At 70.1% G+C, this 15579-nt stretch carries 14 protein-coding genes and 1 pseudogene; 8 read left to right on the top strand and 7 right to left on the bottom strand.

The annotated features are described in order from the left end of the window. The first annotated feature begins 5 nt into the window (after nucleotides 1-5). Complete coding sequence (locus tag AB0E67_RS30130) at nucleotides 6-1178, top strand: NAD(P)/FAD-dependent oxidoreductase (protein WP_362032472.1); 1173 nt, start codon at nucleotides 6-8, stop codon at nucleotides 1176-1178. 8 nt (nucleotides 1179-1186) lie between these two features. After that, a complete protein-coding gene (locus AB0E67_RS30125) occupies nucleotides 1187-1978 on the top strand; it encodes an alpha/beta hydrolase (RefSeq protein ID WP_362032469.1) in 792 nt (263 codons plus the stop codon). Nucleotides 1979-2067: 89 nt separating this feature from the next. On the opposite strand, the gene AB0E67_RS30120 is transcribed toward AB0E67_RS30125, so the two are convergent. Beyond that, on the bottom strand, nucleotides 2068-2412 hold the full coding sequence (locus tag AB0E67_RS30120) for a hypothetical protein (RefSeq protein WP_362032466.1): 345 nt from the start codon (nucleotides 2410-2412) through the stop codon (nucleotides 2068-2070). A 404-nt stretch (nucleotides 2413-2816) separates the two neighbouring features. Between AB0E67_RS30120 and AB0E67_RS30115 the strand changes: the two genes are divergently transcribed. After that, entirely contained in the window at nucleotides 2817-4145 is a 1329-nt protein-coding gene (locus AB0E67_RS30115) for a PLP-dependent aminotransferase family protein (protein WP_362032463.1), read from the top strand. 356 nt (nucleotides 4146-4501) lie between these two features. Continuing rightward, nucleotides 4502-5077 carry an N-acetyltransferase gene (locus AB0E67_RS30110; RefSeq protein WP_362032461.1) on the top strand — a complete coding sequence of 192 codons (576 nt, stop codon included), beginning with the start codon at nucleotides 4502-4504 and terminating at the stop codon, nucleotides 5075-5077. A gap of 450 nt (nucleotides 5078-5527) precedes the next feature. Here the strand turns inward: AB0E67_RS30110 and AB0E67_RS30105 are convergent, their stop codons facing one another. After that, on the bottom strand, nucleotides 5528-6826 hold the full coding sequence (locus AB0E67_RS30105) for a hypothetical protein (RefSeq protein WP_362032458.1): 1299 nt from the start codon (nucleotides 6824-6826) through the stop codon (nucleotides 5528-5530). Beyond that, nucleotides 6823-8853, bottom strand: a complete 2031-nt coding sequence (locus AB0E67_RS30100; RefSeq protein WP_362032455.1) for a transglycosylase domain-containing protein — start codon at nucleotides 8851-8853, stop codon at nucleotides 6823-6825. Before AB0E67_RS30100 ends, AB0E67_RS30105 begins: the two co-directional genes overlap by 4 nt. Nucleotides 8854-9565: 712 nt before the next feature. Between AB0E67_RS30100 and AB0E67_RS30095 the strand changes: the two are divergent. Next, nucleotides 9566-9753, top strand: a pseudogene (locus tag AB0E67_RS30095) (DUF4328 domain-containing protein); the annotation flags it as partial. 90 nt (nucleotides 9754-9843) lie between these two features. Here the strand turns inward: AB0E67_RS30095 and AB0E67_RS30090 are convergent. Continuing rightward, nucleotides 9844-10251, bottom strand: a complete 408-nt coding sequence (locus tag AB0E67_RS30090) for a nuclear transport factor 2 family protein (protein WP_362032453.1) — start codon at nucleotides 10249-10251, stop codon at nucleotides 9844-9846. 257 nt (nucleotides 10252-10508) lie between these two features. Further along, a complete protein-coding gene (locus AB0E67_RS30085) occupies nucleotides 10509-10694 on the bottom strand; it encodes a hypothetical protein (protein WP_362032450.1) in 186 nt (61 codons plus the stop codon). 723 nt (nucleotides 10695-11417) lie between these two features. Here AB0E67_RS30085 and AB0E67_RS30080 point away from each other — a divergent pair. Continuing rightward, a complete protein-coding gene (locus AB0E67_RS30080; RefSeq protein ID WP_362032447.1) occupies nucleotides 11418-11612 on the top strand; it encodes a hypothetical protein in 195 nt (64 codons plus the stop codon). Nucleotides 11613-12051: 439 nt separating this feature from the next. Here AB0E67_RS30080 and AB0E67_RS30075 read toward each other — a convergent pair whose 3' ends face one another. Then, entirely contained in the window at nucleotides 12052-12945 is an 894-nt protein-coding gene (locus tag AB0E67_RS30075; RefSeq protein WP_362032444.1) for an NADP-dependent oxidoreductase, read from the bottom strand. 70 nt (nucleotides 12946-13015) lie between these two features. Here AB0E67_RS30075 and AB0E67_RS30070 point away from each other — a divergent pair, with 70 nt between their 5' ends. Then, nucleotides 13016-13639 (top strand): helix-turn-helix domain-containing protein, encoded by a 624-nt coding sequence (locus tag AB0E67_RS30070; protein ID WP_362032441.1) that lies wholly within the window; start codon nucleotides 13016-13018, stop codon nucleotides 13637-13639. A gap of 314 nt (nucleotides 13640-13953) precedes the next feature. Here AB0E67_RS30070 and AB0E67_RS30065 read toward each other — a convergent pair whose 3' ends face one another. Then, nucleotides 13954-14892 (bottom strand): EamA family transporter, encoded by a 939-nt coding sequence (locus tag AB0E67_RS30065; RefSeq protein WP_362032438.1) that lies wholly within the window; start codon nucleotides 14890-14892, stop codon nucleotides 13954-13956. Nucleotides 14893-14932: 40 nt separating this feature from the next. Here AB0E67_RS30065 and AB0E67_RS30060 point away from each other — a divergent pair, with 40 nt between their 5' ends. Next, a complete protein-coding gene (locus tag AB0E67_RS30060) occupies nucleotides 14933-15457 on the top strand; it encodes a MarR family transcriptional regulator (RefSeq protein WP_362032435.1) in 525 nt (174 codons plus the stop codon). The last annotated feature ends 122 nt before the right edge of the window (nucleotides 15458-15579 follow it).

Genomic DNA, 15579 nt, shown 5'->3' with positions numbered 1-15579 from the left:
CTGACATGGGCAAACAACGGCACGCGGAGGTCATCGGCGCCGGCCTCGGCGGCCTCACCGCCGCCGCCGCACTCGCCCGGAACGGCTGGAGCGTTCGCCTCCACGAACGGCAGTCCGAGATCCGCGCGGCCGGAGCCGGCATCTACGTCTGGGACAACGGCCTCTCCGCGCTCGAAGCCGTCGGAGCGTTCACCGGGGCCACCCGGGGCGCGCACATCGGACCCGCCGTGGAGGGGCGGTCCCACCTCGGGAACACGCTCTACCGGATCGGCATCAACGCGGAAGGCGGACCGCGCTGCTTCACCCTGCTGCGCGACCGACTGATCCGTTCCCTCGTGGCCGCCGCCGAGGATGCGGGGGTGGAGGTGGTGACGGGGTCCACGGCGACCCGGGCCCATCCCGACGGCCGGGTCGAGTTCAGGGGTTCGCCCGATGTCACCGCGGACCTCGTGGTCGCGGCCGACGGCGTCCATTCCCGGTTGCGCGACCAACTCCGGCTCGTGGAACGGCGCATCCGGATGAAGCAGGGCGCGGCCCGGATGATGATCCCGGCGTCGCCCGAGCACGTCCCGGCCGGGGACGCCCCCCTCCACCTGGAGTACTTCCGTGGCCGTCGCCGTCTCCTGTACACCCCGTGCACCCCGGACTCGACCTATGTCGCGCTGGTCTCGGACACCACCGACGAAGCGACCCGCGAATCCCCGGTCAACGCCCTTTCCTGGCACCGCAGTTTTCCCACCCTCGGCCCGCTGATCGAGGAACTCGGCAGGGCGACGGCCCGGTGGGACACCTTCGAACTGATCAGACTCCGTTCCTGGTCGTGCGGCAGAGTCGCCCTTCTCGGCGACAGTGCGCACGCCCAGCCGCCCTACCTGGGTCAGGGCGGCGGCACGGCGATGACCAACGCCGTCGCCCTGGCGGCCGAGGTGTCACGCCGTGACATCCCGCTCGGCAGCGCGCTCGTCGCGTGGGAGAACAAGCGACGCCCCGGCGTCGAACAGACCCAGCGCACGTCGTACCGCATGCGGCTGCTCAACGCGGTGCCCGACGTGGTGCGCAACCCCCTGCTGTCCGCGGCGGGCCGGTCCCCGTTGTACGCCCGGCCACAGCTCGCGGCGACCCGCATACGTACGTCCCTCTCCTCATCCGCCATCCATGAACCGGAGCGCTCACGATGATGAACACGATGACCGTCAACGGCGTACAGATCGCCTTCGACGACCAGGGGCTCGCCCAGGGCCCGGCCCTCGTCCTGCTGACCGGGTGGGGCCACGACCTGCGTACCTGGGACCGGCTCCTGCCCCACCTGCGCGAGGACCACCGGGTGGTGCGCGTGTGCTGGCGCGAGCACGGCCCGGACCGGACGCCCGTGGGGGACTTCGGCGTCGCCGAGCAGGTCGACGACACCATCGCCCTGCTCGACGCCCTGGAGATCGAGTCCTTCGTGCCGATCTCGCACTCGCACGGCGGCTGGGCGGCGATGGGCATCGCCGAGAAGGCCGGCCGGGCCCGGGTCCCCCGGCTGATGCTGCTCGACCTGATCATGACGACGGCGCCGCCGGAGTTCGTCGCCGGGCTCCACGCGATCCAGAACAAGGAGACCTGGGTCGCCGGACGGCAGGCGCTGGTGGACGCCTGGCTCGCGGGCAGTGACAACGAGCCGGTCCGCCACCACATGATGTACGAGGCCGGCGGCCACGGGTTCGCGATGTGGGCGCGCGCGTGCCGGGAGATCGAGAACGCCTACAACACCTGGGGATCGCCCATGGGCCGCCTCGAGAAGCTGACCGAGCCCCGCCCGGTCCGGCACGTGTTCTCGCACCCGAAGGACGAGAGCTACGACGTTCTGCACGACGAGTTCCGCGCGAAGAACCCGTGGTTCAGCTACACGCGGCTCAACGGTGAGACACACTTCCCGGGCGTCGAGCTGCCGCGCGAAGTGGCCGCGGAGATCGAGGACTTCCTCGAAACGGAGTGATCTCGACTCCCAGGGCCGTTCGTTACCCGACCCCGGATGCCCGGCCGGCCACTGGGCCGGCCGGGCACCCGGGGCTGCGGCGGAGGTGGTCAGACGATGGCCAGGCGAACCTCGGCCTGCTTCCCCGGGAAGGTGAAGGCGAACTGTTCCCGGACACCCGAGCTGCACGCCTTCTTCGTCTTCTGCGTGCCACCGCCGACGACGCGAACGACGGCGCACTTGCCGTCCATACGGGTGTCCTCCACCCAACCGGACACCCGTACGCCCTTGTTGGTGCAGGTCAGGCTCCACGAGGCCTGCGCCCCGTCGATCTTGGCCTCCTTGGACGTGTTGCATGTGGCGGCATTCGCCTGGCCGACGGCACCGACGGCCAGACCGCCGGCGAGCACGATCGCCGACAGGAGGGAGGTGAGGGCCTTGCGGGCAGTGGGCATGGTGCACTCCTTGAGGAAGAAACGAAGGGCGGACCGCGCGCGACCAGGCCCGGACGCGTACCTTCGATGCCCTCCGACGAGGGAGGTCTGTCCGGGGCCGTTCGGCGCAGCATCAGACTGCCCCACACGAACGGCCGGGAAGGCCGGTCACCGTCTGCCCTTGCAGGCACGTGTATGCAGGGCGTTGAACTGCGGTTATGCAGCAAGGCAGCGGAGACGGGGGCCGTCCCGGGCCGTCGGCCCCCGTCCTGCTGGGGCACCAAGGCCACCGCCGCTCGTCACTGGCGGACGCTGCGCGATTCCGGCATCACGGTTCCTCCCTCTCTGTGGCGTCGGTGGAATGGACACGACCGTCCGAGAGCGGAAATGATGCATTCAGCGAATTGTCATAGAGGTTGAGGCCCATGCGGATCGAACGCTCCAAGGCCGTGGCGGACCGGATCGCGGCCTCGATCCGCTCCGGCGAGCTGCCCGCGGGCACCCGCCTTCCCACCCACCGTGAGCTGGCCCGGAAGCACGGCATCGCCCTGGCGACGGCAACCAAGGCGTACCGGGAACTCGCTGATGCCGGGCTCACCGTCGGGGAGCGGGGGCGCGGGACGTTCGTACGCGACCTCAGCGGATTCGCGGGCACGGACGCCCGTCGCATCCCCGTCACCGACCGGGTCGCGGACCTTTCGTTCAACCAGCCTCTCGCGGAGGAGCAACCGCTCGCCCTGCGCCGGGCACTCCGTGAGCTCGCCTCCGAAGGAGACCTCGCTTCGCTTCTCCGGCAATCGCCGCCCGGCGGGCACATGCGGGAGCGGGCTGCGGTGGCGACGTACCTTCTCGGGAGGGGGATCGACGTACCGCCCGCGAACGTCGTCCTGACCAACGGGGCACAGCACGGTCTCGACACCGCCCTCGCGACCGTCGCCCGGCCCGGCGCACCCGTCGCCCTGGACTCCTTGACGTATCCCGGCATCAAGCTCGTGGCGCAGCTGCGCCACCTCGACCTCGTGCCCGTTCGATGCGGCACGGACGGTACCGATCTGGACGCCCTGGAAGCGCTGTGCCGGTCCCGCCACGTCTCGGCCGCCTATCTCATGCCGACCCTGCACAACCCGCTCGGCTTCGTACTGGACACGTCCGCGCGCGAACGTGTCACCGAGCTTGCCCGTACCTACGACTTCCACCTCGTCGAGGACGCGACCTACGCGTTCCTCGACACCGCAGCGGCTCCGGCGCTCCAGGCGTTCGCCCCCGAGCGCACCTTCTACGTGGGCAGCTTCTCGAAGAACCTGGCCCCGGGACTGCGCATCGGCTACCTCGTCGTCCCCACCTCCCACCTCGACGCCGTCTCACGTGTGCTGCGCGCGACGAGCTGGGGAGTCGACACCGTCGCCAGCGCGCTCGTGACGCGGTGGCTGACCGACGGGACCGTTCACGCGATGGAGTCGGCCAGGCGCGCGGACGCGCGAGTACGTCAGAAGGCCGCCACGCACGAACTCGCCGACCTGGGATACCGGGCGCACCCCCGCGCCTACCACGGTTGGCTCCCCCTCCCCGACGAGGCACGCGGTGACCTGGTCGCCCGCGCACTCGCCGAGCGAGGCGTCCTCGTCTCCACGGGTGACGCGTTCGCCACGTCGCCCGAGCGGGCCAACGCTCTGCGCCTCGCGCTCGCCACGCCGAGTATGGAGCAGCTCACCCGAGGGCTCTCCGTCGTGCGTGAGGTGGTGGGATTCGCCTGAGGAGCACTGACCACAGCCGCGCTCTGCGGGTTCCGGACCAGGTCTTGCGGTGCCCCGTACCGGGGTTCGGGCGGATGGAGGGCGGGGGTGGGAGCCGCGCGTGCTCGGCTCCCCGGCGGCCGGGCAGCGCGCCCGTGACGCCGGAACAGTGGCATCCAGATGCTCGTTGCGGGGCGGTTCATCGGGCCGACCGCTCTCCGGCTCCTCGACGAGGGCGAGTCGACCGTCCGTGACGGCAGCGGGCACCTCGGGGATGCCTTGGCAGGCCGGCCCGACCGGGAAGAGCCCGGCGCGGCTGTACGGGGTCCATTGCGGACAGGCCGGATACGGGCCTCGGCCTGGATAGGCTGCTCGTCATGGAACCGGCGACAACCAGCGGTGCGACCACTGAGCCCACCGTCCTCGATGCCACGGGGCTGGCTTCGGATCCGGAGCTGGAGGCCCGGTTCGCGGAGTCGGCTCACCGGATCCTGGCGGACCTGGTCGGTGGAGGTGCCGCACTGGGCTGGGTCGAACCACCCTCGCGGGAGGAGGTGGCGGAACTCCTCGGTCGCGTCGTCTCCGCGGTGCAGGCCGGGGACGCGGCCCTGCGTGCCGCCTACCTCGACCGTCGGCTTGTCGGGTTGGGGTACTGGCTCCGCCACGCTCGCCCGACCCATCGGCCACACGCTGATCTGGAGAAGGTCGCGGTGGCCGCCGCTGTCCATGGCCGTGGCATCGGCCGGGCGCTGACGACTGCCTTGATCGCTGATGCCCGGGAGGCGGGCATCGAAGTCCTCACCCTGGACGCCCGCGGCGACAACGCCAATGCCTTGCGCCTCTACCGGTCGCTGGGCTTCGCCGAATACGGCCTTCTTCCCCGGTTCGTGGCCGTCGGCGAACAGCGCTACGACAAGGTCTTCTACATGCTGGATTTTCGTCAGTACGGCTGACTGCTGCACGCGCGAAGGCTCGGCGCAGTGGCGCCGCCCGACTTCCCGTCCCGGCTGCGGCCGTCGGACCGCGGACAAGGGGTGCTCTCTCACGGTGGCCCCGGCCCGTACGCCTCGCGCGTGCGAGCCGGACCTGTCACCGGCCCGGTTGCCGCATCCGGACGTACGCCGCGCTCACGGGCGGGCCAAATGCATCCAGCGGCCGGTCCGACTGGGCGGTCACCGCCGACGGCGCGTTCCGCGTGGCGCCGGCCGCTGCCGAACAAGGCTGCCGCCTGGTCCATGTCTCCAGCGACGCGCGGGGGCCGGGAGTTCGGTACGGGGCCCTGATCCGCCGCGTCCTCGATGGCGGCGGATCGTCCGGCGCGACCAGCCGCCCAGTGCCTCGAACGGACCCGCGGGCACCGTTGGCACCGGACGGAGCCTCGCCGTCCGGTGCCAACGTGCCGTCTACTGCTTCCAGTTCGCGGGCTGGCCGGGGTCGAGAGTTCGCCAATGGGCGAGGACCTCGGGGTCCTGTGCGTCGAGCCAGTCGGTCAGCTCGCGGAAGGACACGCAGCGGACGTCCTTGCGGGGACAGATCTCGCGCATCGTGTCCTCGACGGCATCCATGTAGATCCCGCCGTTCCAGTCCTCGAAGTGGTTCCCGATGAACATCGGCGCACGGCTCCCGTGGAACACCCGCTCGAAGCCCGCGACGTACGAGTCCCGCGCCTCCTTGCGCCATGCCTCGTACTTCGCCGGGTCGCCGTTGGTGCTGCCCTCCGACTGGTTGTAGAGGAAGTTGAAGTCCATGGACAGCACCTGGAAGTCCTTGCCCGGGAACGGCAGCATCTGCAGCGGCAGGTTCCAGATGCCGTTCTTCTTCGACGGCCAGATCTGGAAGTCCCCCGGGGAGCTCGCGTCGTAACGCCAGCCGAAGGGCTTGAGGGCGGGCAGCAGGGTCTTCTGGCCCTCCAGGCAGGGGGCGCGCCCGCCGACGACCTCACGGGTGGGGTCGAACGGCAGCGGATCGAGGTCCTTGAAGCCCGTGTTCGTCTTCCAGTTCTGGACGAAGGAGTAGAACTGGTTGATCTCGCTGGTCCACTCGTCCTTGTTCCAGTCCCCGCCGCCCTTCTTCTCGCAGAAGTGGCCGTTGAAATGGGACCCGATCTCGTGGCCTTCCCTCCAGGCACCGCCGAGCTGCTTCAGCGTCGTGCGGATGTGCTCGCGCGTCGGGTACGAGATCGCGGCGGCCCCGGACTTGTGCTGGGGCGGCCGGTAGAGGTCTCTCTTGTCCTTCGGGAGCAGATAGATGCCGGTGAGGAAGAACGTCATGTGCGCGTCGCTCTCCTTCGCCACACGGCGGAAGCGCGAGAACATGTGGTCGTCGCCCTCGAGCGCACCGTCCCACGAGAACACCACGAACTGGGGCGGCCGTTCGCCCGGCTTCAGGCGCTTCGCCTTCAGCCGGCCCGGCTGCGGTCCGGTGTAGGACGTGGAGCCGTCCCCCAGGATCTTGACCCTGCCGTCCCACTCCTCGTCCTTCTCCTCTCTCGCGTCGCGGCTGTCCCGGCTGGTCGGTGTCGGTGCGGCGACGGTGTGCGTGGTCCGTTCCGGCGTCCGGCCGTCCGCGGAATCGTCGGACAGCAACGGGATGAGCGCCGCGGAACCCGCCGCCACGAGGCAGGCCGCGAGTCCCAGGGCGGCACCGGGGGTGAGACGGATCTGCTTGCGGCGGGACGCGGACCTCGCTCGGGCTCTTGTCATTTCGTCATGGCCTTCGTGTACGTGTTCCAGATCTGGGCCGGGAAGTCCCGGTTGCCCGCGGAGGCACCGCCCAGCCCCTTGAGCGGCAGCGGCGCGAGGCTCCGGTTCAGGTCCATGCGGTACACGACGACGGCGGTGGCGGCGGCCGGGTCGTATCCGACGTACCAGCGCGCGGTGTCGTCCTCGGTGGTTCCGGCCTTGGCGGCGACCGGTGCGGACGGGGCCGCACCGCTTCCGCCGGGCCGGGTGAGCGCGGCGGTCACCTCGTCGGCGACGGCGGACCGGATGGCGCGCCTCGCCCGCGGCAGGTCGAGCCGGACCGGCTCGCCGTTGCGCGTGGCCTTGCTGACCGAGTACGGGTCAGTGTGCATGCCGTGGGCCGCGAACGTTCCGTACGCGTCGGCCATGCGAATGGCGCTGGGCGTCGAGTTGCCCATCGCGAACGCCGGAACGGGCGGACCGAAGCTCGACGGGAGCAGTCCCGATGCCTCCGCGGTGCTGCGGACCTGCTTCAGGCCCGTGTCCATGCCGAGCTGGAGGAAGGGGGAGTTCACGGACTTGGCCATGGCGTCGTGCAGGCTGATGCGACCGTAGGAACGGTTGCCGTCGTTGTTGCCCTTGACCATCTTCCCGCCGCGGTCCCAGTAGGGGCCTTCGGGAGTCGTGACCGGGATGTCGTCGTCGCCGTCGTACACGGTCGACGGGGTGACGGCGGACCGTGGACCGTTGCGCTTGCGTGTGATCCCGTGCTGCAGACCGGCGGCGTAGACGAAGGGGGTGAACGCCGAGCCGGCCGGGACGGTGCTCGCGTTGGACTCGTTGAAGGCCTGGCGCTCGAAGTCCGGCCCGCCGTACACGGCGAGGATGCGGCCGTCCGGGGCGACGGACGCGGCCCCGAACCGAGCATGCCGGTCGGCCTTGCGTCGCTCGGGATCGAGCGCGCCGCGCGCCTCGCGCACGGACCGCGTCAGCGCGGTCATCCGCGGCTTCTCGAACGTCGTGTAGATCTGGTAGCCGCCGAGGTCGAAGCGCGCGTCGGAGATGTGCCCGGCCCGCTTGGTGTACGACTCGGCGAGCTGGACGAGGTATCCGTTCTGCCCGCCCGTGCTGCTGGGCCCGTGCGGCGGCTTCGGCTCGGGGAAGGTGGTGTACTTGGCGCGCTCGGCCCGGCTCAGCCTGCCGATCTCCACCATGCGGTCCAGCGTCCACCGCCATCGTTCGACGGCCCGTGCGCGGTTACGGGGGTTGACGGCCGGATCGTAGAGCGAGGCGCCCTTGAGCAGGGACGCGAGGAACGCGCCCTCGCTGGCGTCGAGCTCGGTGACCTCCTTGCCGTAGTACGCCTGCGCGGCACGCTGGAGACCGTAGGTGCCGCGGCCGAACCAGCTGGTGTTCAGGTACTCCTGGAGGATCTTGTCCTTGTCCACGTGCCGGTCCAGCTTGACCGCCAGCAGCATCTCGGTGAACTTCCGCGAGAAGGACTGGTCCTGTGACAGATAGACGTTCTTGACGTACTGCTGGGTGATGGTGGACCCGCCCTGGGTGTCACCGTCACCGACCGTGCGCCACAGCGCGCGGGTGATCCCTTGCATCGATATGCCGTGGTCGGAGTAGAAATCGGCGTTCTCCGCCGCGAGCACGGCCCACCGCACGTGGTCGGGGATCTTCGACAGCGGCATCTCCTGGCGGCTCACCCAGCCGGTACGGGCCATGGGGGTGCCGTCGGCCCAGTAGTAGACGGTGTCCTGCTGGGTGGCGAACGCGTTGAGGTCCTTGGGAATGTCCGTACGCGCGTAGGCGATACCCACCACCGTCAGCAGGATCGCGACGAGCGTCAGGCACGAGCCCAGGACCAGCCGCCACGAGGGCACCCATCGCGGCCAGCCGCTCCGGCCGGCGCGCGGATAGTCCGGTCTGCGCGGCAGACGGCCGCGCGAACGCCTCGCCTGCTTGCGACGCCCCGTCCCTGGGGCCGGAATCCCTCGTGAGGCCCGCTTCGTCCTGCCGAATAAGTTGTGCTGCGTCATTCCGTCCAGCCATGACAGTCCGGGCCAGCCTCGAACTCTGACAGTGCCCGTACACGTGCAGTGGTCATTGCCCGTCCGCCGCCACGAGCCGGCACGGCCGGCCCTCCCCGGGGCCTGCGGACGCCTGCCCGCGTCGAGCGGGCAGCGGGGTCATTAGTCCCGGCCGGTGCGTGCCATGCGCATCCTCAGCTTCAGGTCAGCCCGTTCGGCTGCAGGTCGGGACCGAAAAGCGCCGGGGGCAGTCGTGCGCTCCGCCCCGTCGACTCCACCACAGCAAAGGCCAAAGCATGACCGAGAGTTCCGTGGCGAAGTCACGCAAAGATAACAGGCATTCGGGAGCCGCTCCGCCCCTTCTCGTCATCGGTGGGCGCACGGAGCCGCAGCGAGGCTCCGGAAGCCGGTCGGGGCACCGGGCATCACGTCACCGAACCGGTCAATTCGGTGCGCCGGACCCGCCTCCGGCCCGCCGGAGCGCCGCGGCCGGAGCGCCGCAGGCGGTGCGGGGCACGGATCGGTGGCATGTGCGGCACAACCTGAGCGAGACCGCCGAGCGGGGCGTCGCCCAGTACCGCCGCGGCCGAACCCGGCGGTGAGACCATCGAGTTGGTGGTCCGGGGCAACGGAGAGCAGGTCGCGGTGGAGTCGGCCGGTCGAGGCCGGTGAAGCGATCGCGACCTGGCACCAGGGGCTTGCCGTAGGTCAGGATGGCCGGGTGAACGACGACATCACGAAGCCCGCTCTGCGTCCGGTCCGGGGAGCGGCGCGTCGGGCGGTCGCCGGTTTGGCCTCGCCGGCGCCGCCTGGGTGGCGCGGGCCGTGTGGCAGGTCCGGCTTGCCACGGCGGGGGTGCCGTCTTCCGGGCCGCCGGACCAGGGCGACGGCCGCCACCGCCCGCTGACCGGCGGGACGGCACGACGAAAGCCCTGCGGCACTGCTCTGATCCGGTGCTCCGGCCGATCCGTGGCAAGAGTTTTGGGATGTGTCCGGCACTCAGGAAAGTGAATCCTCGGCCAGCAGGTCCTTGTCGTCGTCGGTGGCGACCTGCCGGGCGACCTCCACGAAGGACTCGGCCCTGCCGCCGCTGACGTGGGCGAACAGATGGGACTCGAAGGCCAGCTCCGCCCCTTCCGGCGAGACCGTGCGGAACAGGAACCGGCCGGCCGCCATGCTGTCCGTGCCGATCAGTTGCAGCGTGCGCAGCTCTCCGCCGTCGGCGACCCGCGCCCGCATCTCGCGCACATGCGCGGCGAATTCGGACCGCTGGTGCACACGGCCGTTGATGCGCTGCACGAAATCCGGTGTGAGCAACCTGTCCAGGGTGTCTTCGAGCGGCTCGGTCGCTTCGTCTCCGTAGAGCAGTTCGGTGAGTACGGCCTTCAGATCGAATTCCTGGTTCATGGGCATCTCTCCTCCGCTGTTCAGTGCTTGATGAAACCGAGCAGTGCGTGGCCGACTTCGTCGCGGGCGTCCACAGCGGTCCGTGCGGTGCGCCGTCGATCTCGACGTATTTCCGCGGCCGGTACGACGTCCTCGAAGCGCCTTCCGGTCGCGTCGACCGGCAGGACACGGTCCGCGGTCTCGTGCGGGATCAGGACCGGCTCGCCGTTCTCCCGTGTCTCCCCTACCGCTGCGGCGTCCGCACGGAAGTCTTCGCATCAGGCCGGTACCACGACGTGGACGACAACCGGGGCCGAGCGCGTCGCCGTGCTCCGATGGGCGGTGACCACCTCCTGGCTGATGCGTTCGCCCAGGTTCACGTCCGGATTGTAGAACTTCCCGTAGAAGGCGGTGAACCGCGCATACCGGTCAGTTTGCGCGGCGTGAACGATGTCGTCGAGCACGCACCGCGGCACGCTCTGCGGGTCGCCCTCGCGGGGTACGAGGAACGGTTCGAGGGGGGCCAGGAAGGCGGGTTGGCGACACGGGCGCGTCCGTACCTGTGCATGTGACGGGCGAGTTCGCCGGTCCGCCGCGCACAGCCGCGGTCGTCGACGCGGGTGTCGAGTTCCCCGTCGGGCAGGGCGCGGTTGATCCACCCGTACTTCTCGGCGAGGTCCGAGCCGTAGGAGTTCTGCGTCGCCGACCTGACGAGGAGCATCCATACGAGGGAGCCCGGTCACCGGCCGTCCTCCGCCTCCGCGACCAGGCGATTCCTGCCGTGGATAGTGGGACACGGGAATCATTCACTCCCGCTTCTTCCATCGGGGTGTCCAGGGTGAGGGCGACCACCGCTCGGGACCGCTGCCCCAGTACCGGCCGGTGTGTGCTCGCCGGCCCGGCATTTTTCGACCGGAGTGAGGACGACGGCCTGGACTCGCTCTTGCAGGACCGCCCGGCACCGCGCTCCGGTTCCGGGGCGCGGTGCCGGCTGCCGCCCCGTGTCCGGCAGGTGTCATCACCGTGGTGGAAGACGAGCCCGTCGGGCCCACGTCCCACCGCAAGGAGCGGTCCAGGGCCGTTGCCGCCACACTTCCGCCCCTGCCGGACCGGGGGAGCGGCCCGCCGGCCGCACCCTGCCGCTCCCGGAGCTTCTCGACCTCACCGCCACCTTCATCGACGCTTCGGTGACCACGCTGGATTGGCTGGTCGTCAGTCCAGCTGGTGACTTCGATCATGCCGGGGTGGGCTCAAGCCGGTACTCCGTTCCAGACGTCAACATGGCCAGCCGCATCTCTCACGGCGACTTCGCGCTCGCCCTGTTCCACGAGATTGACGTTCCTCGTAATCACCGCACGCATGTCGGTGTCGAAGGGGCGTGACCGGAGCAGGCTGGCAGGTTCCGAGGTCACCGAGTCGCTCCAAGCAGTCCCAGATGACCAGCGCCTCGTCAGGGTGAGTCCGATTGTGATCTCAGCGTTCTCCGCGTGCCGGACTCAGCCCGGCGCTTCGCGGAAGTCTCGTTCGCGATAGAGGCAGAACCGCCGGCGGTCTGGTGAGTCGGGGCTCCAGCCGGCTGTGCTGTTGCTGAGCGGGGAGAACTCCGGCGGCAGGGGGCCCAGGAGCCGGGCGAGGGCGCCGGCGGGGCGGTTGTCGGCGACGGCCAGGCGGTGGAGACAGGAGCCGAGGGTCTCGTTGTGAACGGGGCCAGGTGCGATGGGCGAGGGGGCTCCTTCCGTGTCGCACGCCTGCCGATTGGGCCGGGAGAAGTCGCTGCAAGGAATTCGGCTTGCCGGGCCGTGTGACTGCACCGGAAGCGGCTCAGATGACCAGGACTCGGCGTCCGCGCGTGTGGCCGGCCTGGCTGTCGATGTGGGCTGCCGCGGCCTCGGCGAGCGTGTACGACTTCTCGACCGGGATGTGGAGCTTGCCCTGCGAGATGAGGTCGGCGGCTGCGGCGAGCGCGTCCGGCATGCTCCCGGCCACGCCGGAGAACCGGACACCGAACTCCGGCGCACCGAGATCGGCGATGGAGATCACCTTCTGTGGGTCCCCGGCCAGTTCGACAAGCTCACGGATCATGCCCGAGCCGGCCAGGTCGAGGGCCGCGTCGACACGGCCGATCCGCCGTACCCGCTCGACCCAGCCCTTGCCGTAGGTCGTGGCAACGGCACCCAGGCTGCGCAGGTAGTCCTGGTTCGCCGCCCCGGCGGTGCCGATCACAGCGATGCCGTTGTGACGGGCGATCTGCAGCACCGCTGATCCGACTCCGCCGGACGCGCCGCTGACCAGTAGCGTCTGCCCGGGCCGCACCCCGACCTCGCGGATGATGCGCAGCGCGGTCTCCACCACGGAGGGGTACCCGGCCGCCTCTTCGAACGTCAGCCCCTCGGGCATGTGGGCCCAGGCCGACAGCACGGCGAACTCGGCATACGTGCTTGCCCCTTCGCCGAAGACGTGGTCGCCGACCGCGACCCCTTCGATGCCCTCGCCGACCTCGTCCACCACCCCGGCGGCGTCCTGTCCGACGCCGGCGGGCAGGACGATCGGATGGGCCCCGAGGATCTGGCCTTCGCGGATCCTCCAGTCGACGGGGTTCACGCCCGCCGCCCGCACGGTGATGCGTATCTGGCCGCAGCCCGCGTGGGGCTCCTCGGCATCTATGAGTTGCAGAACGTCCGGACCGCCGAACTCGGCGAAGCTCACCTTCTTCATGCGGTCGACCATAGCACTAACGGTTAGGGTTTAGTAGCGGTTATGATTTTGAATCTGGTAGCGTGATGGCATGACCGTGCCGACGACCGGACGCCGTGAGCGCAAGAAGGCCGCGACCCGTCAGAAAATCGCTGACACCGCCCTGCGGCTCTTCCTGGAACGCGGTTACGACGCGGTGGGTATCCGTGACGTGGCCGCTGAGGCCGACGTGGCCGTCACCACGCTCTTCTCCCACTTCGCCTCGAAAGAGGCCCTGGTGTTCGAGCGGGACGACGACTTCGAGCAACGCCTCACGCACGCAGTCACCGATCGAGCACCGAACGAGCCACTCATCCCCGCGCTGCGCCGCGAGATCCACGCCCTGGTGCGGCATTGCGCGGCCGACAGCGTCGCCCCGATCCGGCGCATGATCGACGAGTCGCCTGCCTTGCGGGAGTACGAGGAGTCGATGAGGCTGCGCCACGCGGAGTCGTTGGCAACGGCCCTCGTCGCCGTCCCCGACCTGCCACAGAGCACGACGGCCTGCCGGACGATCGCGAGGTTCGTGATCGACGCCTATTCACTGGCCCGCGAAGCGGCAGACCCGCAGGCCGCGGTGGACGAGATCTTCCAAATGATCGAGGCGGCCTGGAAAGTCACCTGCCCGTCTGCGAGCGGTCGCCAGGGCCCCGATGGGCCGCGGCCGTCGGCGTGAGATGGCGTCACTTACCCCGGCAATGAACGAAGGTGGCGTCATCGGCCGCCAGGCCGCGTCGACCAAGGCCGCCGCGCTGCGCCACGTCCCGGCCGCAATGGAGGCCCCGGTCGCGCTCCCCGCGCCCCGCCCGGCCGCCGTTGCCCCGGCCGCGGAGCCGGAGTGTACAGACGAGTCGACGGCGACCAGGAGCTGGTCATCGAGGACCTGGCCCGCGAGCAGGTGCTGGACTGGCGCACCCGCGCCCGCGCACGATCACCTGATCGTCCACGACCACATCGCCCGGTACGGCGAGCAGTCGGCGCAGCTCCTGTTCACCCGGTCGTTCGTCGCGACGGTGCGGCGACCGCCCCGGGACCCTCGTCGGATACCGGATGGGGAGGTGCCTGGTCGCTGTCGCGTCGGCGCGCGCGCTTGGGTCGGCCCAGAACGACTCCGGCCAGGACCAGGACCAGTCCGCACAGTTGCTGAACCGTCAGCACCTCTCCGGCGACCGCTGTGCCGAGCAGCACGCCTGTAACAGGGTTGAGCAGTCCAATCAGTCCGACTGTCCCCGCGGGCAGGTGCCGCAGCCCCGTGAACCAGGCGGTGAAGGCCAGCGCGGTGGCGACCAGGGCGACGTAGCCGAACGCGAGGAGAGTCGGCACGGACAGGGCGGGCGGAGGGCCCTCCACGGCTGCGGCAAACGGGAGCAGGAACAGACCTCCGGCGATGAGTTGCCAGGCGGTCGAGGCGAGCACGTCGGCGCCGGCGCTCCACCGTTTGGCCAGGACGTGGCCGAGGGACGACACCAGCATGGCGGCGGCCGAGGCGAGGACTCCCGGCACGCTGACCCCTCCCGCCCCGGTGAGCAGCATCAGGCAGACCCCGCCGAGTCCGACCGTGGCGCCGGCCAGGTGCGCGGTCCGGGGTCGCTCGGATGCCAGGGGCCAGGCAATGAGCATCATCGTCAACGGTGAAACCGCCATGACGGTCGAGGCGACGCTTGTCGGAAGCAGTTGGGAGGCGGCATAGACGAGGACGAAGAACACGCTCATGTTGAGCAGCCCGAGCACCGCGGACCGCCACCACCACGCGCCGTGCGGCCGCTGCCTGCGCAGGGCCAGAAGGATCAGGCCGGCGGGAAGTGCCCGCAGTGCAGCCCCGTAGAGCGGGCGGTCGGCCGGCAGGAACTCGTGCGTGACGAAGTAGTTGGTTCCCCAGGCCATCGGCGCGACTGCGGTCAGTGCCACCCAACGTATATTGGCTTCCATGGAAGCTAATATAACTTCCCCGGAAGCTATCATGGGGTCCATGGAACACCGGCAACAGCTGGACCGCGTGGCCCACATCCAGGCCGACTGGCGCCGCGAGCGGCCCGACGTCGACGTCACCCCGCAAGGAGTGATCGGCCGACTGCACCGCCTGGCCGACCGGCTCACCGAGGAACTCTGCCTCGTGTACAGCCGCTACGGCCTCAGTGAGGGAGAGTTCGACGTTCTGTGTGCACTGCGCCGCGCCGGTGAGCCCTACGAGCGGGCGCCCGGCGAGCTCGCCGCGCACACCATGGTCACCACCGGTGCGATGACGAAGAGAATCGACCGCCTGGAGCGAGCCGGACTCGTCACCCGCCGCCGTTCCGACGACGACCAGCGCGGCCGGATCGTCGCCCTCACCAGCCCCGGGCGTGAACTGATCGACCGGGCGTTCACCGACCACATGCGCAACGAACGCCACCTGCTGGATCTACTGACGCCTGCCGAGGCCGAATCACTCGAAACGCTGCTCACCACCTGGCTCTCCCGCATGGAGCATCCGCACCGTTCCGGCGGCGAGTGACCCGCCACCCCCGCGGACTGCGACCGGAGACGCGGCCGCGCGGCCCGAGGGCCACGTCCCGGCCGCAACGGTGGCCCCGGTCGCGTCGACCTGGCCCGGGTCGCGCTGCGGGCCGCGATGGG

Origin of the sequence: Streptomyces sp. NPDC032161, assembly GCF_040636995.1 — a bacterium.
GTDB lineage: Bacteria > Actinomycetota > Actinomycetes > Streptomycetales > Streptomycetaceae > Streptomyces.
The sequence above is the reverse complement of the archived record's forward strand: the minus strand, read 5'-3'. Positions and strand labels throughout refer to the sequence as shown.